At 63.5% G+C, this 25,143-nt stretch carries 13 protein-coding genes; 9 read left to right on the forward strand and 4 right to left on the reverse strand.

The features are described 5' to 3' along the window. Window positions 1-65: 65 nt before the first annotated feature. On the reverse strand, window positions 66-623 hold the full coding sequence (locus METLW4_RS0121530; RefSeq protein ID WP_018268306.1) for an NADPH-dependent FMN reductase: 558 nt from the start codon (window positions 621-623) through the stop codon (window positions 66-68). A gap of 314 nt (window positions 624-937) precedes the next feature. Here METLW4_RS0121530 and METLW4_RS25720 point away from each other — a divergent pair, with 314 nt between their 5' ends. Next, complete coding sequence (locus METLW4_RS25720) at window positions 938-4,045, forward strand: efflux RND transporter permease subunit (RefSeq protein ID WP_018268307.1); 3,108 nt, start codon at window positions 938-940, stop codon at window positions 4,043-4,045. Window positions 4,046-4,089: 44 nt separating this feature from the next. Here METLW4_RS25720 and METLW4_RS0121540 read toward each other — a convergent pair whose 3' ends face one another. Together METLW4_RS0121540 and METLW4_RS0121545 are read right to left on the reverse strand one after the other, a co-directional pair. Further along, window positions 4,090-6,465 (reverse strand): arylsulfatase, encoded by a 2,376-nt coding sequence (locus tag METLW4_RS0121540; protein WP_018268308.1) that lies wholly within the window; start codon window positions 6,463-6,465, stop codon window positions 4,090-4,092. A 113-nt stretch (window positions 6,466-6,578) separates the two neighbouring features. Continuing rightward, complete coding sequence (locus METLW4_RS0121545; protein ID WP_020493768.1) at window positions 6,579-9,797, reverse strand: efflux RND transporter permease subunit; 3,219 nt, start codon at window positions 9,795-9,797, stop codon at window positions 6,579-6,581. 356 nt (window positions 9,798-10,153) lie between these two features. On the opposite strand from METLW4_RS0121545, the gene METLW4_RS0121550 reads away from it, so the two are divergent. The 5 genes from METLW4_RS0121550 (at window position 10,154) to METLW4_RS25725 (ending at window position 17,357) form a co-directional block, all read left to right on the forward strand. Continuing rightward, window positions 10,154-13,309, forward strand: a complete 3,156-nt coding sequence (locus METLW4_RS0121550) for an efflux RND transporter permease subunit (RefSeq protein ID WP_018268311.1) — start codon at window positions 10,154-10,156, stop codon at window positions 13,307-13,309. Window positions 13,310-13,579: 270 nt separating this feature from the next. Continuing rightward, window positions 13,580-14,545 carry an aliphatic sulfonate ABC transporter substrate-binding protein gene (locus METLW4_RS0121555; protein WP_018268312.1) on the forward strand — a complete coding sequence of 322 codons (966 nt, stop codon included), beginning with the start codon at window positions 13,580-13,582 and terminating at the stop codon, window positions 14,543-14,545. Between the two features lie 12 nt (window positions 14,546-14,557). After that, entirely contained in the window at window positions 14,558-15,706 is a 1,149-nt protein-coding gene (gene ssuD, locus METLW4_RS0121560) for an FMNH2-dependent alkanesulfonate monooxygenase (RefSeq protein ID WP_018268313.1), read from the forward strand. Window positions 15,707-15,714: 8 nt separating this feature from the next. Next, window positions 15,715-16,572 carry an ABC transporter permease subunit gene (locus tag METLW4_RS0121565; protein WP_018268314.1) on the forward strand — a complete coding sequence of 286 codons (858 nt, stop codon included), beginning with the start codon at window positions 15,715-15,717 and terminating at the stop codon, window positions 16,570-16,572. Beyond that, window positions 16,569-17,357 carry an ATP-binding cassette domain-containing protein gene (locus METLW4_RS25725; protein ID WP_018268315.1) on the forward strand — a complete coding sequence of 263 codons (789 nt, stop codon included), beginning with the start codon at window positions 16,569-16,571 and terminating at the stop codon, window positions 17,355-17,357. Before METLW4_RS0121565 ends, METLW4_RS25725 begins: the two co-directional genes overlap by 4 nt. 9 nt (window positions 17,358-17,366) lie before the next feature. Here METLW4_RS25725 and METLW4_RS0121575 read toward each other — a convergent pair whose 3' ends face one another. Then, complete coding sequence (locus METLW4_RS0121575) at window positions 17,367-18,929, reverse strand: rhodanese-like domain-containing protein (RefSeq protein ID WP_018268316.1); 1,563 nt, start codon at window positions 18,927-18,929, stop codon at window positions 17,367-17,369. 204 nt (window positions 18,930-19,133) lie between these two features. Between METLW4_RS0121575 and METLW4_RS0121580 the strand changes: the two genes are divergently transcribed. The 3 genes from METLW4_RS0121580 (at window position 19,134) to METLW4_RS0121590 (ending at window position 25,134) form a co-directional block, all read left to right on the forward strand. Continuing rightward, entirely contained in the window at window positions 19,134-21,611 is a 2,478-nt protein-coding gene (locus METLW4_RS0121580) for a TonB-dependent receptor (RefSeq protein WP_018268317.1), read from the forward strand. Between the two features lie 113 nt (window positions 21,612-21,724). Continuing rightward, on the forward strand, window positions 21,725-22,699 hold the full coding sequence (locus METLW4_RS0121585) for an aliphatic sulfonate ABC transporter substrate-binding protein (RefSeq protein ID WP_026191717.1): 975 nt from the start codon (window positions 21,725-21,727) through the stop codon (window positions 22,697-22,699). A gap of 113 nt (window positions 22,700-22,812) precedes the next feature. Then, a complete protein-coding gene (locus METLW4_RS0121590) occupies window positions 22,813-25,134 on the forward strand; it encodes an arylsulfatase (RefSeq protein WP_018268319.1) in 2,322 nt (773 codons plus the stop codon). Window positions 25,135-25,143 lie beyond the last annotated feature (9 nt).

Raw genomic sequence — 25,143 nt, forward strand, 5'->3', positions numbered from 1 at the left:
GCGCTTCGACTCGAGCGAACTCCGTGATCGATCTCGAACACGCGTGACGGAGCCCATCGTCAATTTCATGCCTCGGAATTTTTGATCGTGATCGCTTCAATGAACGCTCGCAACGCCTCGCCGAGTCGGTCCGACAGATCGGGATCGGACACGATTTCGTTCGCGCCCAGATTTCTTCCGACGCCGGCGATCGGCGCGGTGACGGACGCCTCCTCGATCAAGCACGCCGACATGGTCGCGAGGATCTCGCGAAGTTGCGCATCCGAGTGGACGGCGCGGGGCGCCGCATTGATCAATGCGACTGGCTTTCCTGGAAACTCCAGACTGCCCACGAGCCAATCGAGGGCGTTTTTCAGGGAGCCTGCGACGCCGTGAGCATATTCCGGCGAGCAGATGAGGAGCCCGTCCGAAAGACCGACCTCTCGCCGCAATTCGCGGACTTCTCGAGGGAGGGAATCGGACGCTTCGCTACGATCCAGGTCTGGATTGAAGTGCGGCAGGCCCGCCAACCCTTCAAAAAGAACGACTTTCACGCCTGCCGGCGCGAGTCTCGCCATCGCCTCCAAAGCGGAGGTATTCGACGAATTGGCGCGCAAGCTGCCAGAGATGGCGAGGAGCCGCATGTTCTTTCCTGCAAGTGAGAAGCGTCTTCGATCGAGAAAGCCGGACGGCGAGCGCCGCCCGATCGCCGAGGAACGCACAGTCGTTAATCGAGCCCGGCTCATCTGTCGAATGAGAGCATTTCGCCTCGCAATACGGTCCGTCAGAGCGTCGGCCCTGCCAATGGGCTCGGTTCGATCCTTGCCAAGCCGCCCGACTGCGGATATGCATACCAGCCTACTAGAGTTTGGTTTCGGCGCAGGCCCCGGTTGAGACGTATGAGCGACGAAGCGCCATGCGCCTTCACAGCGCGCCGCCGCGTTTTTCGTTTTCGACAATGGATTTTCTTCAAAAAGCGATTACCCGCCCCGTGGCGACGACGCTCCTGACCCTCGGCTGCATGCTGCTGGGTCTCAGCGCATTCTTCTATTTGTCGATCGCGCCCTTTCCGCAGGTCGACTATCCGACGATCTATGTTTCCGCGACGATGCCCGGCGCAGGGCCGGAAACGATGGCCTCCTCCGTGGCGACGCCGCTCGAGCGGCATTTGGGCCGGATCGCGGACGTTCGGGAAATTTCGTCGTCCAGCATCTCCGGCATGTCGTCGGTCTTCCTCGAATTCGGGCTCGCCCGCAGCGTGGACGGCGCGGCGCGCGACGTTCAGGCCGCGATAAATTCGGCGCGGGTAGATTTGCCCGCGGCGTTACGCGCCAATCCGACCTATACCAAGGCCAACCCTGGCGAGAATCCGATCTTCATTCTCGCCTTGACTTCGACCAAGCTGTCCCAGAGCGCGATCTACGACGCCGCGACGGTCGTTCTCCAGCAGAAGCTCGCGCAGGTGGAAGGCGTGGGGCGCGTCCTGATCGTCGGCGCCTCGCTTCCCGGCGTTCGCATCGAGCTCAACCCCAGCCTCGTCGCCAAATATGGAGTAGCGCTCGAAGACGTTCGTGCGGCGATCGCCGCGGCGAATGTCAGCCCTCCGAAAGGGGCGTTGGAGCACAATGAGAGCCGGCTGCAGATTTACGCAAATGATCAGATCTTCAAAGCCGCCGATTACCGAGACATCATCGTCGCGACCCGCGACGGCGGACCCATTCGTCTCGTAGACATCGCCGATGTCGTCGACTCGGTCGAGGATCTGCGCACCATGGGCCTTTGCAATGGCTCGCCCGCGGTGCAGGTCATTCTCTACCGGCAGCCGGGCGCGAATATGGTCGAGACCGTCGATCGCGTGCGTTCGCTGCTGCCCGCGCTCTCGCAGGCGCTGCCCGGCGATCTGCAGATCGACGTCGTTCAAGACAGGACGCTCACGATTCGCAATTCTCTGCATGAGCTCGAGCTCGCCCTGCTGATCGCCATCGTCCTCGTCATTGTGGTCGTCTTCATGTTTCTGCGCGACGTGAAAGTGACGCTGATCTCGACCATCACGATCCCGGCGACATTGTCGACGACCTTCGCGCTCATGCACGCTTTCGGCTATTCGATCAATAATTTGTCCTTGATGGCGCTCACCATTGCGACAGGCGTGATCGTCGATGACGCGATCGTCGTCGTCGAATGCGCGATGCGGCGCATCAACGCCGGGGAGCATCCATTCCACGCTGCGACGGAGAGCGTGCGAGAGACGGCCTTCACCATCGTCGCGATGAGTCTCTCGCTCGTCGCGGTCTTTCTCCCCGTGTCGTTTCTCGACGGCGTCATCGGACGCATGTTGCGTGAATTCGCGGTCGTTTTGACGGTGGCGATCGTCATATCGATGGTCTTGTCCCTCACAACGACGCCTATGCTATGCGCCCATCTTCTTCGCGGGCGCGCAGCTCGGCCCGGCGGGCGGGCGTGGGACAGGTTGACCAAGGCTTATTCGTTCTCGCTTTCGGCGATGATCGTGCGGCCGGTCTCGACATTGGCGGCGTTGTGCGGCGTCGTCATCCTCAACTTCTACCTGTTCGCCCTGATCCCAAAGAGCCTGTTTCCATTCCAGGATACAGGACGCGTGCGCGGCACGATCATCGCCGATCAGGGCGCCTCCTACGCGGTGATGGCGCGCAAGCTCGAGCAGACGATCGGGATCCTTCAGAAAGACCCCGACGTCTTCGCTGCGACCGGGACGATCGGCGGAAATCTCAATGGGCCGACATCCAACAATCGCGCCGACCTTCTGGTCTGGCTGAAGCCACGGCCGACGCGAAGCGCTTCAGCCGATGAGGTGATTGCGCGCTTGCGCGCTCCCTTACGGCAAATCAGCGGAGCGACCATCGCGCTTCGATCCGTTCAGGATCTCGCTTTCACCGTCGCGTCGGGAACGGCCAATTACACCTATATTTTAAAATCTGACGATCTCGACACGCTGCGACTTTGGGCGCCCCGGCTGACGGAGGCTCTTGCGGCCGGCGGTCGGCTGCTCGATGTCGTCTCCGATCAGCAAGACAAAAGTCCACAGACGCGGCTCGAAATCGATCGCGCCGCCGCCGCGCGCCTCAATCTCACTGCAGCCGATATCGATAAGGAGCTCTATGACGCCTTCGGCCAGCGTCATGCGTCGACGCTCTATGCTGCGCTCAATCAATATCATGTGGTCGTAGAGCTCGCTCCCCGATTTGCCGTGGGCCAGCGATCGCTCGAGAACTTCTTTTTTCTTCCTCCTGACGCAGGGTCGCGCGCCTCGAGCCGAAGCACGCCGCCAGCGGCCCGGGCGCCGGCGCGCGCAGTCCCGCTCGCGCAGCTCGGGCGCCTCACGCCGGTCGTCGCGCCGATCGCCATCAATCACTGGAGCGGATCGGCTTCGGTCGGGATCTCATTCAGCCTTCCTCCAAACGAATCGGTCGCCAGCGCGGCCTCCTTCATTCGGGAGACCTTGGCGCGCATCGGGGCTCCGCCATCGATTCATGGCGAGCTGTTCACGCCGACAGGCGCATTCGAAGGGATATTTGGAAGCTACGGATTTCTGCTCTTCGGTGCGATTGCGACCGTGTACATCATCCTCGGCGTGCTCTACGAGAGCTACCTCCATCCGGTAACGATCTTGTCGACGCTTCCATCGGCCGGCGTCGGGGCGGCTCTCGCGCTCATGTCGACGAAGACCGACCTGTCGCTCTTCGCCATGATCGGCCTGCTCATGCTGACCGGCGTGGCGATGAAAAACGCGATCATAATGATCGACGTCGCGCTGGCGGCGCAGCGCTCCACGGGGCTCGACGCGGCGCTGGCCATAGAACGCGCCAGCGTCGAGCGGCTTCGGCCGATCATGATGACGACGGCGATCGCTTTTTTCAGTGCGCTGCCCCTGGCGCTCGGCAATGGGGAGGGCGCCGAAATTCGGCAGCCGCTCGGCATATCGATCGCCGGGGGCGTAATTTCGAGCCTGCTGCTCACTTTATACATTACCCCGGTCGTCTATGTGCTCATCGACCGGCTGGCGCATTCCCGCGCAGGCCGATCATGACGACGCGCTCGTTCCACGCGGCTTCCAAGCAACAGAAGGTCGCCCTATTTTTTCAGGTCGATCTCCACTTTTTCCACTCGTCCCGTAAAGGCGAAGGGCGAGGCGTAATCGGGCGACACCGGCGAGCCGAGATCCTTGCCTATGTCCAAGGTCTCGGTGCCGATGCTTCGAAATCCGCCGAACAAGCTCAAATGGCCGCTCGCGACCTCCTCGCCATTGACGGCCAATCTCGCTCTGCCAGGCCGCGCCTTTGCGACGAGCGCCGAGGAGAGAAGGCCTTTGGCGGCTTCGGTCAGCGAAAAATCGACGTCGAACTCATAGAGGATCGTGACCTTGCCGCGCGGCAGAGGCTTCGATGCGACGAGCTTCTCCAGCGTCTGACCGAACAGATTGTTCTGATAGATGAGCTTGCCGTCCTTGACATAGAGGGAATAGCCGCCGTGTCGGCCGCCCTCGGCGACGATCACGCCTTCCGCTCCGCCGTCCTCATTGTCGATCGCCGCGGTGATCTTATGGCTGCGCGCGCTAATGTCGGGGAGAATACGCGTGGGCAGGCGCTCGACGCCCTCATAGAGCACGAAATGCGTCTTGCCGGCGGCAGGCGAGGGGAATGTGTCGGGATCGGGGATCGGCACGAGCGGAAAGACGGCGTTGCGGCGCGCCTCGCGGTCGAATTCCGCTTTCAGCTCGGCGAGCTTTTTGGGGTTTTTCTCGGCGAGATCGTGAGCCTGCGAAAAATCCTCGTCGACGTGATAGAGTTCCCATTTGTCGTTTTCGAAGCCGCCGCGGAACAGCCGCGCCAGATTGGTGAAGGCCTCCCAGGGGGCATAGCGCCGCGCTCCGGCGACCCAGCCATCCTTATAGATCGCGCGATTGCCGAAAATCTCGAAATATTGCTCGCGATGCGCGCTCTTGGCCGAAGGATCCGCGAAGCTCGGCAGCAGGCTCGCGCCTTCCAACGGCAATTGCGAGACGCCATCGACCTTTTCTGGAAAAGTGACGCCGGCGGCCGCGTAAATGGTCGGCGCAATGTCGTTGACATGGCCGAACTGGCTGCGGATCGCCTGCGTCTCGGCGACATGGCCCGGCCATGACACGACGAGAGGATTGCGCGTGCCGCCGAAATGCGAGGCGATCTGCTTCATCCATTGAAAGGGCGTGGTAGTCGCCCAGGACCAGCCGGCGGCGTAGTGATTGTCATAGAGCGGGCTGCCGAGATCCGCGAAATGCTGCAATTGAAAAGCGACCTCGGTATTGGAGCCCTGCAGAGTGCCGAGATTGCTGTCCGAGCCGTTCAAGCCGCCCTCCGCGCTCCCGCCATTGTCGCCGACGATGTAGAAGACCAGCGTATCCTCGGCGCGGCCTTCGTCGCCCAAAGCCTTCAGCAGACGTCCGACCTCGTGATCTGTATGGGAGAGAAAGGCCGAATAGACTTCCATCTGCCGCGCGAAAAGCCGTTTTTGATCCGCGGTCAGCGACTCCCAAGCGGGCAGTCCCTCGGGACGCGGCGTCAATTCGGCGCCGGCCGGAATGACGCCGAGCGCCTTCTGGCGGGCGAAGCTCTCCTCGCGCAGCCTGTCCCAGCCCTGGTCGAACCGGCCTTTGTATTTGTCGATCCACTCTTTCGGCACATGGTGCGGCGCATGGGTCGCGCCGGTCGCGAAATAGAGAAAGAACGGCTTGTCCGGCGCGACCGCCTCGTGATTGTGCAGCCATTTGATCGCATCGTCGACGAGATCGGTGGTCAGATGATAGCCTTGCTCGGGCTTTTTCGTCGGCTCGACGGCGACCGTGCCGCGATAGAGCTGCGGCTCCCATTGACTGGTCTCGCCGGCCTGAAAGCCATAGAAATATTCGAAGCCCAATCCGGTCGGCCAATGGTCGAACGGCCCGACCGGCGAAATTTCCCACAGCGGCGTATTGTGCCATTTTCCAAAAGCCGCGGTGCTGTATCCGTTGAGGCGCAGCACTCGGGCGATCGAGGCGGTCTCGCTCTTCCAGACAGAATTATAAGCAGGATAGCCCGTGGCGATATCCGCGAGATTTCCGAACCCGACCTGATGCTGATTGCGGCCGGTGAGCAGCGAGGCGCGCGTCGGCGAGCAGAGCGCCGTGGTGTGGAACTGGTTGTAGCGCAGGCCGTGCGCCGCGAGCCTGTCCAGCTCCGGCGTCTGCGCCGCGCCGCCGAAAGTCGAGGAGGCGGAAAATCCGACGTCGTCGAGCAGGATCACAATGACATTCGGCGCGCCTTTGCGCGGCTGAACCGGCTGTGGAAAGGCGGGAACCGATTTCTCGCGCGTCTCGGCGACAACGCCCGAGAAAGGCGCATCCGGCTTCGGCAAAACCTCCGCGCGACTGTTCGCCGGCATCGAGGCGAGGCCGAAAAGGAGGGAGCTGAGAAATGGGATCGATCTCCGCATGGCGCGCCTCCAAACAATCATCACCAGCAAATTGGTCGTATTTATGGTAATATGTCAATGATGACGGCCGGCGCGCAGGCGCAGCCGATTCCTGACGACATGCGCGAGCTTCATCACGAGCGCTCGTCGAGCCGTATCTCTCGGGAAACGCGTCCGGCGCCTCGTCGCATCAACGAGAGCCGGCTCTGCAGCCGATCGATGTAGAGATAGATGACTGGCGTCGTATAGAGGGTCAGGAATTGACTGACGATCAGCCCGCCTATGACCGCGATGCCGAGCGGCCTGCGAATCTCCGATCCTTCCCCGGTTCCGAAAGCCAAGGGCAGCGCGCTCAGCAGAGCCACGACCGTGGTCATCAGAATCGGCCGGAACCGGCAGGCGCAGGCCTGTCGTATGGCCTCTGCGGCGCCGGCTCCGGTGCGACGTTTCACATCGACCGCGAAGTCCACGAGCATGATCGCATTCTTCTTCACAATTCCGATCAGCAGCAGCACGCCGATCATGGCCACTATGCTCAAATCTGTCTTGCAGGCCATGAGAGCGAGGAGAGCGCCGACGCCGGCCGACGGCGCCGTCGACAAAATCGTGATCGGATATAAAAAGCTCTCATAGAGAATCCCGAGCACGATATAGACCGTGATGAGCGCCGCCGCGACCAGCAGAGGCTGATTGGAGAGCGCGTCCTGATAGCTCGCCGCCGTGCCTGCGAAAACGCCATGAATTGCCGCGGGCGTTCCGATCGCCTCCATCGTCTCCGTGATCGCGCGCGTCGCATCGCTGAGCGATTTGCCTTCCGAGAGGTTGAAGGAGATGGTGATCGCGGCAAAATTGCCCTGATGATTGACTTGCAACGGCGTCTTGCCGCCGGCGAGCCGGCTGAACGCCGGCAAAGGCACCATCGTATCGGCGCTCGCATTCACCGCAGTGCCGACCGCATCATTGCTGCGAACGGTATAGACCTGCGCCGCCGCGCCGAGCGAGCTTCCTCTGAGCGTCGCGCTCGCACCCAGATAGAGCTCGTCGAGCGCATTGACCGAATCGCGATATTGCGGCGCCACCTCCATGACGACATGATATTGGTTGAGCGGCTCGTATATGGTGGACACCTGTCGTTGACCGAAGGCGTCGTAGAGCGTGTTGTCGATCTGCGCGGACGTGAGCTTGAAGCGCGACGCCGTGGAGCGAACGACATGTACGCTGGTCTGCAATCCCTTGTCCTGCTGATCCGAGCTGACGTCCTGCAGCACGGGATTTCGGCGTAGCGCCTCGGTCACTTTCGGCGCCCAGCTCTGGAGCTCGTCCAAATCGTCCGATTGCAAGGTGAACTGATAGAGAGCATTGCTCGGACGTCCGCCGATGCGCACGTCTTGCGTCGATTGGAGATACAGGGTCGCGCCGCTGAGCTTGGCGAGCTTCGGACGCAGCCTCGCGATGATCTCGTCCGCCGAGACGCCGCGTTCCCGCAGCGGCTTCAATGTGACCTGCATGTCGGCGACATTCACCGAGCCGCTGGGTCCATAAGAGCTTCCACCGATCGTTCCGGCGACCGTCTCGATCGCCGGATCGCTCCTCAGAGCAGCGATGAACTGCTCGAGCTTCGTCCTCATGAGCGAAAAGGAGACGCTCTGGTCGGCGACCAAGGCTCCGCTCATGCGGCCGGTGTCCTGCGTCGGAAAAAAGCCTTTTGGAATGATCGTCAGGAGATGAAAGTTGAGCCCGACCGTCGCCAGCAACGCGAGCATCGTCAGGCGCGGTCGGCGAAGCGCGAATTCGAGAGAATGCTCATAGCTCCTTTGCAGCGCCGCCAAAATCCATTCGCTGGCGCGGAGCATTCGAGAGGACGATCGTGGAGAATGCGCGCGCATGAGCTGCGCGCATAGCATGGGCGTCGCCGTGATCGAAAGAGCGAGCGAGATGAGGATCGCAACCGACAGGGTAACGGCGAACTCGTGCAACATACGGCCGACGAAGCCGCCCATGAACAGGATGGGGATGAACACTGCGATCAGAGACAGGCTCATGGACAGCACGGTCGACATGACTTCGCGGCTTCCGTCGATGACGGCGCGCAACCGTGTCGCTCCCGACTCTATGTGACGAACGACATTCTCGACGACGACGATCGCATCATCGACAATGAAGCCCGTGGCGATCGTCAACGCCATGAGCGAGAGATTGTCGAGCGTGTAATCGAGCAAATACATCGCCCCGAACGAGCCGATCAGCGAGACGATCACCGATATTCCCGGGACGAGGGTGGCGCGCCAATCGCGCAGGAAGAGAAACACCACAAATATCACCAGCGCGACCGCGATGACGAGGCTCTGCTCGACCTCGTGCAGCGATGTGCGTATCGTCAATGTTCGATCGCGCATGACGCGCATCTCGGCTCCGGCGGGCAGCGCGGCGTTGAGCGCGGGCAGCAGGGCTCTGATCGCATCGACGATCTCGATATTGTTCGCCCCCGGCGCGCGGGAGACATTCACCTGAATTCCAGGCTCGTCGTTGACGAGCCCGAAGCTGCGGCTGTCCTCGACGGAGTCGACGACCTCCGCCAAATCGCTCAACCGTATCGTCGCGCCGCTGCGATACGCGACCACGAGACCCGTGTAATCATCGGCGCGACGCTGCTGATCGTTGCAGTAGATTTGCAGACGCCGCTCATCGACCGTCACCGCCCCTTTTGGAGCGTTGTAATTGGTCGCGGCGAGCGCAGCGCGGACGTCTTCCAGCGAAATTCCATATTTGAAGAGCGCATGCGGATTGAGCTCGACGCGAACCGCCGGCAGCGCGCCGCCGCTCACCGAGACCTGGCTGACGCCCGGAACTTGCGCGAGCTTTTGCTGCAATATGTTGGACGCGGCGTCGAACAGCTGACCCTGCGTGAGCCGGCTCGATGTGAGCGACAGCGTCAGGACCGGGACATCTGCGGGACCTGACGCCCTCGTCGTCGGATTATTGCGCAGCGATGTCGGCAGATCCGCGCGAGCGGCGGCGATCGCCGCCTGAACGTCGCGTTGCGCGCCATTGATGTCGCGATCGAGATCGAGCTGCAGTGAAATTCTCGCCGAGCCGAGCGAACTCGTCGACGTCATCTCATTGACGCTCGCGATCTTGCCGAGGTGCTTCTCGAGCGGCGTCGCGACCGAGGCCGCCATGGTCTGCGGACTGGCGCCGGGCATGGAAGCGACGACCGTGATCATCGGATAGTCGATTTGTGGAACAGGAGCCACAGGCAGAAGGAAAAACGCCACGGCTCCGATCAGGGTGAGCCCAGCCATGAGCAAAGTTGTCGCGACAGGACGCGCGACCGCGGTTTCGAGCAGACTCATGAAACCCAGGCTCCGCTTCTTCTCCTACGCGCGCGCAGCTATGCGTCCGCGGCCCGCGCGACCGCTCGTCCCAGCGGGCAGCCGGAGAGGGCGCGATGCGACGTCTTTTCCTATCAGCTAGATATTATATTGTGACGCGCCCGTCGAGCCCGCCCGTCGAAGCCGCCGGCGCGAGCAGGGGAGGGGGCGGGAAACGTCCGCTGCTCGACGCAGACCTTCTCTCGAATGCCGAGCGGCTTTATCCATCTCGGCGAGCCGCTCGATCCGCGTGCGCCCAGCTTGTAATCATATTAACTTGATAGTATATATAGATACTCCCGCGGGCGCGACGCCCTCGCCTCGTAACCCGCGCTCACATGAACTTCTCGGCTCCCTTCATACACCGTCCGGTCGCGACAACGCTGCTCGCAGCGGCGCTTTTCCTCATGGGCGCTATCGGCTACGCATTTCTTCCGGTCGCCAGCCTGCCGGCGGTCGACATGCCGGTGATCGGCGTCGGCGCCTTTCGGCCGGGCGCCGATCCTTCCACGATGGCCGCCTCGGTCGCGGCACCCTTGGAGCGTCGACTGGCCACGATTTCCGGCCTCACCGAGCTCACTTCGTCGAGTTCGCCCAGCTCGACGCAGATCACGCTGCAATTCGACATGAATCGAAACATCGACGCCGCGGCGCGCGACGTTCAGGCGGCGCTCAACGCCGCAGCGACCGACCTGCCCACCGATCTCTCGGCTTTGCCGTCGTTCCGCAAATCCAATGCGGCCGCCTCGCCCATTCTCATCCTCGCGCTCACGTCGGACAATTTGCCGACGACGTCCCTCTACGACGTCGCCGATACGGTGATCGCGCAAAGAATATCGCAAGTTCCCGGCGTCGCAGAAGTCAAGGTCGCCGGCGCGGAGCAGCCGGCGATCCGTGTGCAGATCGACCCCGCGCGCCTCGCGACAATGGGATTGGGCGTCGATGCGGTCGCGAACGCCATCCTCTCCGCCAATGTTCGATCGCCTCTCGGGGCTTTCGATGGAGCGACGATGGCGACGACGCTCGGAGCGAGCGATGAATTGTCGAGCCCCGAGGAATTTCGCAACATCGTCCTGCGTGCGCAAAATGGCGCCATCGTGCGGCTGAGCGATGTCGCGACTGTCGAACGCGGCACGCGAAGCCGGACGACAGCGGGCTGGTTCAACGGCAAGCCCGCGGTCTTGCTCGTCATCACCAAGCAGGCCAACGCCAATGTTGTGCAAGTCGCGGACCGCGTCAAAGCATTGCTGCCGGAGCTCGAGAGATGGATTCCGGCTGGAGTTTCCATCGCCATTCAATCGGACCGCACCGTCTCCATTCGCTCGAGCGTGAGGGACGTCCAGCATACGCTCGCTTTGTCGGTCGCGCTCGTCATGCTCGTGGTCTTCGTCTTTCTGAAACGCGCGACGCCCGTTGTCGCCGCCGGCGTCACTGTTCCCCTGTCGCTGGTGGGAGCCGGCGCGGCCATGTGGCTCGCAGGATTTTCTCTCGACAATATTTCGTTGATGGCGCTGACGATTTCGGTCGGCTTCGTCGTCGACGACGCAATCGTCATGATCGAGAATATCGCGAGCTACTCGGAGAAGGGATTGGGCCGGCTGGAGGCGGCGCTCGCGGGAGCGCGGCAGATCGGCTTCACCGTGATCGCTATCAGCCTCTCGCTGGTCACGGTCTTCATCCCGCTGAAGTTTCTGGACGGTCCAACCGGGCGCGTTTTGGCAGAATTCGCATTCACGCTCAGCTTTGCGATCGCGATATCGACCGTCGTCTCATTGACGGTCACGCCTATGGTCTGCGCTTGGTTTCCCGGCGGGCGAAATGCTCGGCCCTCGGAAAGCGGCGAGAGCGACGGGCTCCTCGCGCGGACGGAAGCCTTCTATCTCGAGAGCTTGAGGTCGATCATCGCGCATCCCTGGCTCGGACCGGCGGCCGTCGCCGTCAGTATCGCCGCGACGATCTATCTTTACGGCGTCATCCCCAAGGGAAATCTGCCGCCGGACGACACAGGGCTGATCAATGCGACGACGGAGGTCTCCGCCGACACGTCATTCGTCGAAATGGCGCGGCTGCAGAAGCTCGTGGCCGAGATCGTGGCCTCCGATCCAGATGTCGTCGCTGTCGGCTCGTCGATCGGCGGCTCCTCTGGCCTCACCTCGTCGACCAATCAGGGCAGGATGTACATCAGCCTGAAGCCGGCGGGCGAGCGCATCGTCACGACTTTCGACGTGATCGCGCGGTTGAGGCGGCAAATGGCGGACGTCACCGGAATCGGCGTCTTCATGGTCCCGGCGCAGGACATGAGAGTCGGCGGCCGGCAGAGCAAAGGCCAATATCAATTCACCCTCTGGGACTCGTCCGTCGATGAATTGAACGAATGGACTCCGAAAGTTCTGCAGCGGCTCCGCGCGATTCCGCAGATCGTCGACGTTTCGACGGATAGGCAATCCGGCGCGTTGAAGAGCGACATAATCATCGATCGCGTCGCGGCGTCGCGGCTCGGCGTGTCGATTTCCGCGATCGACGCGGCGCTCAACAGCTATTTCGGCCAGAGGCAGGACAATCTGATCTACACACAGCGCAATCAGTATCGCGTGATCATGGAGGCGCTCCCCGCGCGGCAACGTGATCCGAGCGACCTTTCGCAGATTTATGTGTCGGGCGCGAATGGAACTCAGGCGCCGCTCACCGCTGTCGCGCGAATAGAGAGAGGCTCGACGCCTCTGGTCGTGAACCACCAAGGCGTCGTTCCGGCTGTCACGATCTCCTATAATATCGCGCCGGGGCATACGCTCGATGCGGCGACGGCGGCGGTGCGACGCGCCGCCGACGAAATGCAGCTCCCCAACGGGCTGAGAGCGGATTTTGCCGGCGACGCCGCCGATTTTCGCAAGGTCGCGGACGGCATGGCCAAGCTCATTCTGCTGTCGTTATTGTGCGTCTATATCATACTGGGCGTTCTCTATGAGAGCGTCATACATCCGATCACGATCATATCGACCTTGCCGTCCGCCGGCCTCGGAGCGCTGTTGGCGCTACGAGCTTTCGATATCGAATTCACCGTCATCGCCTTCATCGGCATTCTGCTGCTGATCGGCGTCGTCAAAAAGAACGGCATCATGCTGGTCGACTTCGCGCTGCAAGCCGAGCGAGAGAAGATGCTCAGCCACGAGGAGGCCGTGCTGCTCGCCGCAAAGGAGCGTCTGCGGCCGATTCTCATGACGACCTTCGCAGCCATGCTCGGCGCGCTGCCGCTCGCTATGGCCACGGGCATAGGCGCGGAAATGCGCCGCCCGCTCGGAGTGACGATCGTCGGAGGTCTGGCGCTCAGCCAATTGCTGACGCTCTACACGACTCCGATCATCTATCTTCTCATGAGCCGGCTCCAAAGAAAGCGCGAGCGCGCCTTTCCGGCGCTCGGACGCGTCGGCTCGACGAACGCGGGCGTCGCCGCTGCTCGCCTCGAGGCTCCGCAGAGCAGAGCGGCGCGAGGCTGACCCCGGGGAACCGCCGTTCGGCTCGCGCTCGCGAAGGAAACGAACAGCGGCGTTTTGGATGCGCCGCGGCATTCGGACCGGCGCGTTGCGCTCGATGCAGATAGTTGATAAAATCGATACATTAATGGCTGTGCGGCGGTCTCTCGTAGCGGCCGCCGAGGAGAACCGCATGCTCGCATCGCAGGATTGCCGCGACCAGCCGCATCGGCCGCCGATTCCAGGAACAGGTCTCCGCGCGTGTGGCGTCGAAGGGCTTTCTCGGTCGTCGCCATGAAACAGTCGAGCGTCGATCGCCGGACAATTCTCTTGCTCGCGGCCGCAGCGATCTCGGCGAGCTCTCTTCACGCCGCGACGGACGAAAAGCCGAAGCAGCTGGTGATCGGCTATCAAAAATTCGGCGTGCTTCTGGTCGCCAAAGCGCAGAGGCTGTTGGAGAAGCGCTTCGAGCCGAACGGCGTGACGATCAAATGGGTCGAATTCCCCTTCGGCCCTCCGATGCTGGAGGCGCTCGGCGCCGGCGCCATCGATTATGGCTTCACGGGCGACGCACCGCCCATTTTCGCGCAAGCGGCGCACGGACGGCTGACCTATGTGGCGGCTATTCCAGCGAACGCCTATGGCCAGGGCGTCGTCACGCCGCGTCATTCGGCCATCGCAGGCGTCGCCGATTTGAAAGGAAAAAGGATCGGCGTCGCCAAAGGCTCGAGCGCGCATAATCTGCTGGTCTCGACGCTCGAGAGCGCAAATCTGGCCTTTGACGACGTCACGCCCGTCTATCTCGCGCCTGCCGACGCCGCCGCGGCCTTCACCCGTGGCGCGATCGACGCGTGGTCGATCTGGGATCCCTATCTCGCCATCGCCGAGCTGAACGCCGGCGCGCGCCAGCTCGAGATCGACGCCGCCGCGGCCGCTCAGAGCAGCTTCTTTCTCGCCAACGCCGATTTCGCGGCGCGATATCCCGCCCTCGTCGACGAGATCAACGACGAGATCGCGAAAGCCGCCGCTTGGGCGGCCGCGCATCGCGCCGAGGTCGCGGCGCTCTACGCCGCGGCGAGCGGCGTTCCGCTCGCCGCGCAACGCAAATCGGTCGACAGAGCCGAATTCGCGCTGGTCTCGCTCGACGACGCCATCATCGCCGAGCAGCAGCGAGTGGCGGATCGCTTCTTGCGTCTCGGGCTGATCCCCGCGCACCTCGACATTCGCGATATCGTCTGGAAGCACAAGCCCGCCGGCTGAAAGAAGCGCAGCATGACCGACCGACCGCTCGATATGTTCTGGTTCATTCCCGTCAGCGGAGACGGCTCCTATCTCGGCTCGGACAAAGGCATTCGCTATGCCGAGTTCGACTATATGAAGGAGATTGCGCAAGCCGCCGACCGCCTGGGATTCGCGGGCGCGCTCCTGCCTGTCGGCAGCCATTGCGAGGATCCGTGGATCACCGCCGCCGCGCTCGCCCCGCATACCAAGCGGCTGCGCTTCCTCGCGGCCTTGCGTCCGGGGCTCGCGACGCCGACCCATTGGGCGCGCCAGACGGCGGCGCTCGATCGCATCAGCGAGGGACGCTTTCTCGTGAATGTCGTCTCTGGCGGAGATCCGGTGGAGCTCGCCGGCGACGGGATTTTTCTCTCCCATGATGCGCGCTACGCCCACGCCGCCGAATTTCTCACTGTCTTTCGCAGGCTGCTCGCCGGCGAGACGGTCGATTTCGTCGGCGAGCATATTCGTGTCGAAGGCGCGCGGCTGCTGTTTCCCACCGTGCAGAGCCCGCTGCCAATTTGGTTCGGCGGCTCGTCGGACGCCGGGCTCGAGGTCGCCGGCGAGCATGCGGACGTCTATCTGACCTGGGGCGAGCCGCCGGCCCAGCTCGCCGAGAAGATCACTGCGGCGAGGAAGCGCGCTGCGCTGCGTGGGCGCACGCTGAAGTTCGGCCTGCGCATTCATATCATCGTGCGCGAGACGGAGCGCGAGGCGTGGGACGCCGCCGACCGGCTCATCGCGCATCTCTCGGACGATGCGATCGCCGCGGCACAGCGCAAATTCGCGCTCGAATCGGACTCCGTCGGCCAAAGGCGGATGAGCGCTCTGCATGGCGGCCGCCGCGATCGCCTAGAGATCGCGCCAAATCTCTGGGCCGGCGTCGGCCTCGTGCGACGCGGCGCCGGCACCGCGCTGGTCGGCGATCCCGAGACGGTCGCCGCGCGCTTGCGAGAGTATCAGGCGCTCGGAATCGATACGGTGATCGCCTCCGGCTATCCGCATCTCGAGGAGGCCTATAAGGTCGCCGAGCTGCTGTTCCCTGCGCTCGGCATTGAAAGCGGCCGCAAATGGTCGCATGGAACTGCAGTCGGAGAATATGGCGTCGGCTCCGGCGCATCGCCGCGCGCCGCCGCAGAGTAGAGCGTGCGATGACACATTCGCAGGACGCCTCGATTCTCTCCAGCCGCGCTCCGCGAGGCGGAGCCTCGCAGCGGCTCGCCTGGCGGGCGATTCTCGAATCGAGAGCCGCGGCGTGGATCGTTCCTCTGTCGATCGTCGCCCTCTGGCAGGCTGTCTGCGTCATGGATCTCACGTCTTCGACGCTGCTGCCTTCGCCCATGGCCGTCCTCGACGCCGCGTGGCGACTGACGCTCACGGGCGAGCTGCCGCGCAATCTCGGCGTGAGCTTCCTGCGTGCGATCGGGGGCCTCGCGATCGGCGGAGCGATCGGCTTCTTTTTCGGCTTGGCGAATGGCGTGTCCAAGATCAGCGAGGTCCTCGCCGACTCCACATTGCAGATGGCGCGCAATATTCCGCATCTGGCGCTGATCCCGCTCGTCATCCTCTGGCTCGGCATCGACGAGGAGGCCAAGCTCTTCCTCGTCTCGATCGGCGTCTTCTTCCCGATTTACGTCAACACGCTGCATGGCGTTCGCTCGATCGATCCGCAACTCCTGGAAATGGCGCGCAGCTATGGCATGCCGAGCCACGAGCTGTTCCGACGTGTCGTGCTGCCCGGCGCCTTGCCGTCGATATTCATCGGGATTCGCTATGCGCTCGGCGTCATGTGGCTGACGCTGATCGTCGCCGAGACGATCGCAGCGCAATCAGGGCTCGGCTACATGGCCATGCAGGCGCGCGAATTCATGCAGGTCGATATCGTCGTGCTGTCGATCACGATCTACGCTCTGCTCGGCAAATTCGCGGATTCCGTCGCCCGCATTCTCGAGCGCTCCTGTCTCGCCTGGCACCCCGCATTTCAGAGCGGTCGAGGAGATCGGCCATGACGCTCGGTCAGAGCGCGCATGAGGCGAGGCCCTCCGCCGGGGCGCCGCTGCGCGTGCGCAATCTCGACAAATCCTTCGGCTCCAAGCGCATTTTGAGCAATCTCGAGCTCGACGCGCCCGCCGGTCAGTTCCTGGCGATCGTCGGACGCAGCGGCTGCGGAAAGAGCACGCTGCTGCGTCTGATCGCCGGCCTCGACGAGAAGACCCGCGGGACCATAGCATTCGGAGAGCCGCTGGTCGCGCAAGCGCGCGACATTGTCCGCGTGATGTTTCAGGAGCCGCGTCTCCTGCCTTGGGCGCGCGTGCTTGCCAATGTCGAGGTCGGTCTCGGCGAGCGCCGAGGCGGCGCGGAAGGCCGGGCGCAAGCCCTCGAGGCGCTGCGTTCGGTCGGGCTCGAGGATCGCGCCGAGGATTGGCCGTCGACGCTCTCCGGCGGCCAGAAGCAGCGCGTCGCCTTCGCGCGCGCGCTCGTCAGCCGGCCGCGCCTGCTGGCCTTCGACGAGCCGCTCGGCGCGCTCGACGCTCTCACCCGCATCGAGATGCAGCGCCTGCTGGAATCCGCGTGGTTGCGCGACGGCTTCACGGCTCTGCTGGTGACGCATGACGTCGCCGAGGCCGTCACGCTCGCCGATCGCATCGTGATCATAGAGAATGGCGCGGTCTCGCGGGACATAGCCGTCGATCTGCCGCGTCCTCGCCGTCGCGGCGCGGTCGAGGTCGCGAAGCTCGAGGAGCAGATATTGGATCATCTGCTCGGAGACGCGGCCAGACGCGCCGCCGAGTGACGAGCCCAGCTATCGCACGACATGAAAATTGGCGACGCCGTCATTGGCGAGCTGCGCGACGAGCTGCAGCTCCCAATCGATATAGGCCTGCATCGCGTCGCGTGAATTGTCGACGCCTTCATAGGGGCGCTTGTAGCTGTCGTCCGGCTCGCTGAGCCATTGCGGATTCTCCGCCGTGACCGCGCCGAAAGCCTGCGTTCCGCCGGCCAGCGCGACCGCGCCGCGCGCCACGCTCTGCGCCCGCGCGAGATTGTCCAGCGCGGTCTCTCCATCGGGCGAGACCAGCACGACCTGCTCGTCACGCGGCAGCGTCGAAAGATCACGCTCGAGATGCGCCGCGGCGGCCCAAAAAGCGCCACGAATATGGCCCGCGCGATAGACGGGGCTGCGCGAGAGATCGACGATGACGACATGGTCGCGGCGAGCCGCGAGCTCCTCCGGCGAGATCGTCGAGCCCGGCGCGACGATGATCGGCGGACGAGCCCGCGGCGAGGGGCCGACATCCGTCGCCGCGACCGCATCCGGCGCGAGCACGGCCGTTTCCCAGCCGAGCTGCGTCAGCCATGAAGCCGTGGAGAGAGCGCGCGCTTCGAGATCGTCATACAGGATGATCTTCGCGCCGCGCACGGCGACCCATTCATCCGTGGCCTGAACGAGCTGACCGCCGGGCGCGGAACGAAAGCCGGACGCATGGCCCACCGCATATTCCTCCGGCGAGCGCACATCGAGCAGATAGAGCGTGCGCCTGTCGCGCTCGGCGAGCGCGGCCTGAAAGCCGGCGGCGTCCAGCGTGGCGACGCCGAGGCGCGCTGCGCGAGCGCGCGTTCCGGCGAGCGCGCGGGCATGCGCCTCTCGGCTGATCGACGGGAAGCGCCGCTCCTGTCCGCGGTCGAGCGCCAGCCCGTCGAGAGTCCAGCCGATCGTGCCATTGCGGAGCGCGGCGACGCGATTGGGAACGGCGGCGTCGATGAGGCTCTGCGTCCCGATGATCGAGCGCGTGCGTCCAGCGCAATTGACGATGACCAGCGTGTCCGGCGACGGCGCAATGTCGAAGATGCGCAATGCGAGCTCGGCGCCCGGCGCGCTCACCGCCGTCGGAATGCTCATCGTGCGATATTCCTCGTAGCGGCGCGCGTCGAGCACCACGGCGTCGGCGCCATCGCGAATGAGGCGATCGACCTCGCGCGCCGACAATGACGGCGTGTGGCGAATAGATTCGACCAGCTCGCCGAAAGCCTTCGACACGACATTGACGTCGCGGAACAGCTCGCCGACCTCGCGATAGGCGGAAAGCCCTCCTTCGAGAAGGGCGACATCGCGATAGCCGACGTCGACGAGACGGCGCGCAGCACGCTCCGCGACTCCCTCGCCATCGTCATAGACGACGATCTTCGCCGACAGGCGCGGGGCGAGCTCATAGGCTTTCGCCTCGATCTCGGCGAAGGGCAGCGAGACGGCGAAGAACGGATGCGCGCGCGAGAAAGGCCCTTCCTCACGCGCGTCGAACAGCGCGACCTCGTCACCCGCCCGCCAGCGCGCGCGAAGCGCTCGCGCCGAAATCTGCTCCACCATGGGCCAGAACTCCCTATCGATTCAGTAGGCGTTACGCCCGCCACGCCGGCGATGGGCCGACAGTGGGGACGCCGCCGTTCGACTTCCATGTCTTCTATCGGCGTTTCCGCCGCGCATGCAAGGCGCCGCCGCGCGAGCTTGACCGTTTGGGCGCCATCAGTATATTCACTTAAATCATATCGATTTAATGTAATGAGGAATTGCATGCGCGTCGCCCCGGGAAGCTTGGACAAGCGGCGCCGCTTCGGCGCTCGAGCGCCACGAGCCGCGCTGCTCGCGGGGGTCGCGTGTCTTTCTCTCGATATCGCCCTCGCGCAGGACGCTCAGGTCGATGATGTGCGCGTGACCGGCGCGCGTGACGGAACGCAACGCCAGGAGCAGGCGACCAAGCAGCCTCGGCCGATCGTCGTCGTGACTTCCAAGACCGCCGAGCGGGAACATCTCGATCGATTGACCGATCTCGCGCAAAAGGTCCCGAACTACAGAGTCGACGGCAGCCATCCGAGACGTCCGGCGACGATCCGGGGCGTCGGGCTCGGCGCCGGAACCGGCGATGGATCGGAGTCGGACACGGGCTTCGTCGTCGATAATGTATTCTGGAAGAATTTCGGCTTCCAATGGGGCGATTTCGTCGATCTCGAATCCTTCGAGATCGGCCTCGGCCCGCAGGGAACCGCCTTCGGCAAGAACACCACGGTCGGCAATATCGTCCTCCGCACGCAATTGCCCTCTTTCGAGCGCAAGGCGAGCTTCGAGACGTCTTTCGCCAATTACAATCGCATCATCGAGAAGCTGAACGTCACCGGGCCGATCATCGACGACAAGCTCGCCTATCGCGTCGCATTCTATCTCGACAAGAGCGACGGCTGGATTCGCGATCAAGCCACTGGCGCCGGCTATCGCAACGACAATCGCTGGGGCGTGCGCGGGCAATTATATTATGTCGGCGACAGCGTGACCGACCGTTTGATCTTCAATTATGGACGCTCCGCCGAATACAGCAATATCGGCGCCTGCAGCAGCACGGTTTGCGCTTTCGGCGACTCGTTCCAGCTTTTCGCCAATGGCACGCTGCCCGCGCGCACCTATTCACAGACTCTGGCGCAAAGGCTCGGGCGGCCGGTTCTCACCTTCGATCCGTTCAAGCCCTATTTCACTCGCACGCCGACTTTCTACGCCCAGCAGCACAATGTCTCGAACGAGGCGAATATTCAGCTCAGCGAGAACACGCTGAGCCTGATTTCCGCCTATGGCCATTTCCGCTTGCAGCCGCGCGTGCCGCTCGGCAATCAGGAGCTCTCCATCACCGGCGGACGCGTCGACAGCTATGTCGATCAATTCTCGCAGGAGATCAGGCTCGCGTCGCCAAAGGAGCAGGCGCTCGAATGGACGACGGGCGTCTATTCCATGTATGAATATGTCTGGAACCATAATCTGACCGAATTCGGCTCCGACGCCGCGGCTTGGTTCGGCGCGCCGGCTCTGCTCAACGGGCTCCAGAACAATCGCGACGGCAAGGCGCGGACCTTCCATGTCGCGGCCTATGGTCAGGCGACCTATCATGTCGACGAGCAATTGGCGCTGACCTTCGGTCTGCGCGACAGCTACGAGATCAAGGAAGGCTCCAATTTCAGCTGGGAGCAGATCTATCCCAATCAATATTCCCTCGCGCAGCAAACGGCGGCGATCCGATCTGGCGGCGGCCAGGGCTTCTTCGATACGGGCGGCGTGAGCAAATCGCTCAACTCGCTGACCGGCGTCTTCAATCCGCAATACAGGATCGACGAGCACATATTGATCTTCGGCCTCGTCGGGCGTGGCGAGAAGGCGGGCGCCGTCAATACGGCGGCGCAGCCGATCCTCGACGGCCAGAGCAATTTCAAGGGCTGGCAGCCGGTGATCACCAAGCCGGAGGTCTCATGGGACTATGAGATCGGCGCGAAGACGACATGGCTCGACGGCGCGCTCTTGGCCAATATCAATTTTTATTGGAACGACATTTATAATTTCCAGACCAATCTGACCGACACCTCCTACAAGGACAGTCTCGGCCAGCCGATCCGCACCACCTATCTCGGAACGGCCAATCATGTGCAGTTGCGAGGGGTCGAGATCGACGGCCGCTGGACGACTCCGCTCGAGGGTCTCTCGTTCAACTATTCCGGCGCGCGCACCGACGCCCGCTGGCTCGACTTCGCCAATGCGGCGACGCCCGCAGATTGGCTGTGGTCGACGCCGACCAACCCGCCGGCGGGCTTCCTCTCCGCTCCGCTGACATTGTCGCGCTCCAATTCGCGATGGGAGCTCGTCCCGCTCTGGTCTTTCAACGTCGGCGTGAATTACGAACGGCCCTTGGGACCGCTCTTCCGCGATCTCGGCGAATGGGCGAACCAATCGGTCACGGGCTTCTTCTACGCGAACGCCGCATGGCAGGATAAAGTCCAGCTGACCGATCCCCACGCCGTGTTTCAATATTGGACATCGCCCTATACGCGAACGAATCTCGGTTTCGGCCTGAAAACGGACGACGAACGATACGCTTTGTCCGTCTGGGTGAAGAATTTGTTCGACAATCGGCCATTCACCGCGTGGGCGCCGGGCAATGCGACGACGCCCGCGACCATCGGCTGGCCCAATGATCCCCGCGCATTCGGCGGAACCATGCTGGTCAAGCTGTATTGACCGAGGCCTTGTGACAACGTCCAGAAGCCTAGTCGGTCACTAGAACTGATAGGCTTGTTGCGATAGGGTCGAAACGCGGCGGCGACCCGCCGAAGCGATCGGAGCGGACGTTCATGGCGAGAGGATTTTGGAATTCTGCGGCGGCGGCGTTCGCGATGATCGCGACATTGCTTCTCGCCTCCCTCGGGGGACGCCCGGCCCTCGCGGCGGAAGAGGTTCTGCGTATCGGCTACCAAAAATCCTCCTCGCTTCTCATCCTTCTCAAAGGGCAGGGCGCTCTCGAGAAAGCCTTGGCGCCCTTGGGCGTGAAGGTGGCTTGGCATGAATTCAGCTCCGGCCTGCCGCTTCTGGAAGGCGTCAATGTCGGCAGCATAGATTTGTCGGCGGACGTCGCCGAGCCCGTCCCACTCTTCGCCCAGGCGGCGAATGCCAAATTGACCTATCTCGCGCAGGAAAAGCCATCGCCGACAGGCCAGGCGATCGTCGTGCGCAAGGACTCGCCGATCAAGACGCTCGCCGATCTCAAAGGCAAGAAAATCGGCTTCGCCAAAGCGGCCGGCGTCCACTATCTCACTCTGCAAGCCTTGGAGAAGGCCGGCGTGAAGCTGAAGGAGACCGAGATCGTCTATCTTCAGCCCGCCGACGGACGCGTGGCGTTCGAGCGAGGCGCGATAGACGCATGGGCGATTTGGGATCCTTTTCTGGCGGCGCTGCAGAAAAGCGTCGAGGTGAGAGTGCTCGCCGACGGCGGCGCGGCCGATGTGAGCTATCGGCGTTTCTATCTGACGTCGACGAAATATGCGCTGAATCGCCCCGACGTATTGAATATCGTCGTCGATGAGCTCCGTAAGGCCGGGGAGTGGGTCAAGGCGCGCCCGAAGGAAGCCGCCGAGCGTCTGGCCCCGCTGGTCGGGCTGGACGCGGCGACATTGGAGCTCGCCAATAGCCGGCGCAGCTACGCGGTCGCTCTGGTGGACGAAGACGCGCTCGCCGAGCAGCAGAAAATCTCGGACGCATTCACCGAAGCGCAGCTTCTTCCTCGAAGGCTGGACGTGCGCGGCAACGACGTCTGGAAAGGCGCCCGTTGAACGCGATCCGGGGGCTTGCCGCGGTCGGTCTCCCGCCGATTTTCCTATTTCCGTCCGTTCGAGACGCATCGCGCTCGGACAATCGTCAGGCTCGTCGAATCCGCGGGATCCCAATGCGCATCGCTTCATTTGCCGCCGCTGGCGCAGCTCTCACTCTGTCGCTCGGCGTCCGGGCCGAGGAGGTCCTGCCCAAGGCCGAGCCGATCCCCGCCGTGATCGTCGATCCGTCGCGCGACGCTGCGCCGCCCGCCTGGCCGCAGCCGGTCGTGGCCAAGACCGGCGCGCCCAATGTCGTCCTGGTGCTGCTGGACGACGCCGGCTTCGGCGCCACATCCACTTTCGGCGGACCGGCGAAGACGCCGGAGCTGGATCGGCTGGCGGCGCGCGGCCTCAAATACAACGCCTTCCATGTGAGCGCTCTATGCTCGCCGACGCGCGCCGCGCTGCTGTCGGGCCGCACCGATCATCAGATCGGCTTCGGCTCCGTGGCCGATGGCGCGACCGGCTACCCCGGCTACAATGCGCATTGGCCGCGGAGCGCCGCCAGCCTCGCCCGCGTCCTGCGCGACAATGGCTACAGCACGGCGGCCTTCGGCAAATGGCACAACACGCCCTATGACGAAATCTCGCCGGTCGGCCCTTTCGATCGATGGCCGACGGGCTTGGGCTTCGAATATTTCTATGGGTTTCTGGCCGGCTATGACAGCCAATATGCGCCGCGGCTCTATCGCAACACGACGCCGGCCGATCCGCCCCGCGCCGGCGAGCCGGGCTATCATCTCACCACCGATCTCGTCGACGACGCCGTCAAATGGGTCCATGCCCATGAGGCGGTGGCGCCCGCCAAGCCTTTCCTGCTCTATTTCGCGCCCGGCGCCACCCATTGGCCGCACCAGGTTCCGAAAGAATGGATCGCCAAATATGCCGGCGCCTTCGACCAGGGATGGGACAGACTGCGCGAGGAGACCTTCGCGCGGCAGAAGGCTCTCGGCGTCATACCCGCCAATGCGGAGCTCACGCCACGTCCCGCCGAGCTGCCGGCCTGGGATGCGCTCTCGGGAGACCAAAAAAAGCTGTTCGCCCGGCAGATGGAGGTCTACGCCGCCTTCATGGAGCAGACCGACTTCGAGATCGGCCGTCTGCTGAAGAGCCTGGAGAAGGACGGTGTCGCCGACAACACGCTGGTGCTCTACATCGCCGGCGACAATGGCGGATCGGGCGAAGGCGGCGTCGACGGCCGCGACGTCATAGCGGTCGACGGGACGGCCGCTTCGCCCGCGGATCGGCTGAAGCGCGCCGACGAGCTGGGCGAAGAGATTTTCGACAATCATTACGCCGCCGCCTGGGCCTGGGCGAGCTCGACTCCCTTCCAATGGACGAAGCAGGTCGCCTCGCATCTCGGCGGCACGCGCGATCCGCTCATCATCTCCTGGCCGGCGAAGATCAAGGCGCGCGGCGAATTGCGCACGCAGTTCCAGCACATCACCGACATCGCGCCGACCATTTACGAGCTGGCGGGCGTGACGCCGCCCGACAGAGTGGACGGCGTGGCGCAAACGCCGCTCGAGGGAAAGAGCTTCGCGGCGAGCTTCTACGACGCGAAGGCGCCGAGCAGCCATGGGCGGCAAGTGTTCGAGACCTCTGGCAATCGCGCCATCTATCAGGATGGCTGGTGGGCCGGAGCGCGCCATGTCGCGCCCTGGTCGGCGACGCGCGGCGCCGATCTCGCGATCGGCCAGCATCCTTGGGAGCTCTACGATCTGCGCGCGGATTTTTCGCAGGCGCATGATCTCGCCGCGGAAAAGCCCGAGAAAGTGAAGGAGCTGGCGGCGCTGTTCGACAGCGAGGCCGCGCGCACGCAAATCTACCCCTTGCTGCCGGCGCGCGGCAATCTGCCGTCACCCGCCGATGGCCGCGCCGTCTTCGATTATCGTCCCGGCGCCGACCATATTCCGCAACGCATCGGGCCGAAATTCAACCGGCGCGCCCATTCGATTCTGGCCGAGGTGACTCTGCCGGCCGAGCCGGAAGGCGTGATTTTCGCCGACGGCGGCGATTACGGCGGCTTCTCGATCTATGTGAAGAACGGCAAGCTCGTCTATCTCGCCAAGGCCTGGGGCAATGTCGCGGGAAAAGTCGTCTCGACCGGGAAGCTGCCGGTGGGCGCGGCGCGGATCGGCGTGGAATTCATCCCCGACGCCGCCAAACCGCCGCCTGTGCGCACCTCATTCGAGCCGCGCGTGGTCTTCGCCGGAAAGATCATCCTCAGCGTCAATGGCGCGAAGGTCGCGGAAGGGCGGATCGAAAATCTCCAGCTCTCCTATAATGAGACGCTCGACGTGGGCCTCGATTCCGGCGCGCCCGTCAGCCCCGATTACGCCGCGCCCTTCGCCTTCAACGGCCAGATCGACAAAGTTCACGTGGAGCTGAAATAGCGGCTCGGG

The sequence above is a fragment of the Methylosinus sp. LW4 genome (genome assembly GCF_000379125.1).
Taxonomy (GTDB): domain Bacteria; phylum Pseudomonadota; class Alphaproteobacteria; order Rhizobiales; family Beijerinckiaceae; genus Methylosinus.

Coding starts and splice junctions, on each gene's coding strand:
- METLW4_RS0121530 (WP_018268306.1), bottom strand. CDS start 623: ATGCGGCTCCTCGCCATCTCTGGCAGCTTGCGCGCCAATTCGTCGAAT.
- METLW4_RS25720 (WP_018268307.1), top strand. CDS start 938: ATGGATTTTCTTCAAAAAGCGATTACCCGCCCCGTGGCGACGACGCTC.
- METLW4_RS0121540 (WP_018268308.1), bottom strand. CDS start 6,465: ATGCGGAGATCGATCCCATTTCTCAGCTCCCTCCTTTTCGGCCTCGCC.
- METLW4_RS0121545 (WP_020493768.1), bottom strand. CDS start 9,797: ATGAGTCTGCTCGAAACCGCGGTCGCGCGTCCTGTCGCGACAACTTTG.
- METLW4_RS0121550 (WP_018268311.1), top strand. CDS start 10,154: ATGAACTTCTCGGCTCCCTTCATACACCGTCCGGTCGCGACAACGCTG.
- METLW4_RS0121555 (WP_018268312.1), top strand. CDS start 13,580: ATGAAACAGTCGAGCGTCGATCGCCGGACAATTCTCTTGCTCGCGGCC.
- ssuD (WP_018268313.1), top strand. CDS start 14,558: ATGACCGACCGACCGCTCGATATGTTCTGGTTCATTCCCGTCAGCGGA.
- METLW4_RS0121565 (WP_018268314.1), top strand. CDS start 15,715: ATGACACATTCGCAGGACGCCTCGATTCTCTCCAGCCGCGCTCCGCGA.
- METLW4_RS25725 (WP_018268315.1), top strand. CDS start 16,569: ATGACGCTCGGTCAGAGCGCGCATGAGGCGAGGCCCTCCGCCGGGGCG.
- METLW4_RS0121575 (WP_018268316.1), bottom strand. CDS start 18,929: ATGGTGGAGCAGATTTCGGCGCGAGCGCTTCGCGCGCGCTGGCGGGCG.
- METLW4_RS0121580 (WP_018268317.1), top strand. CDS start 19,134: ATGCGCGTCGCCCCGGGAAGCTTGGACAAGCGGCGCCGCTTCGGCGCT.
- METLW4_RS0121585 (WP_026191717.1), top strand. CDS start 21,725: ATGGCGAGAGGATTTTGGAATTCTGCGGCGGCGGCGTTCGCGATGATC.
- METLW4_RS0121590 (WP_018268319.1), top strand. CDS start 22,813: ATGCGCATCGCTTCATTTGCCGCCGCTGGCGCAGCTCTCACTCTGTCG.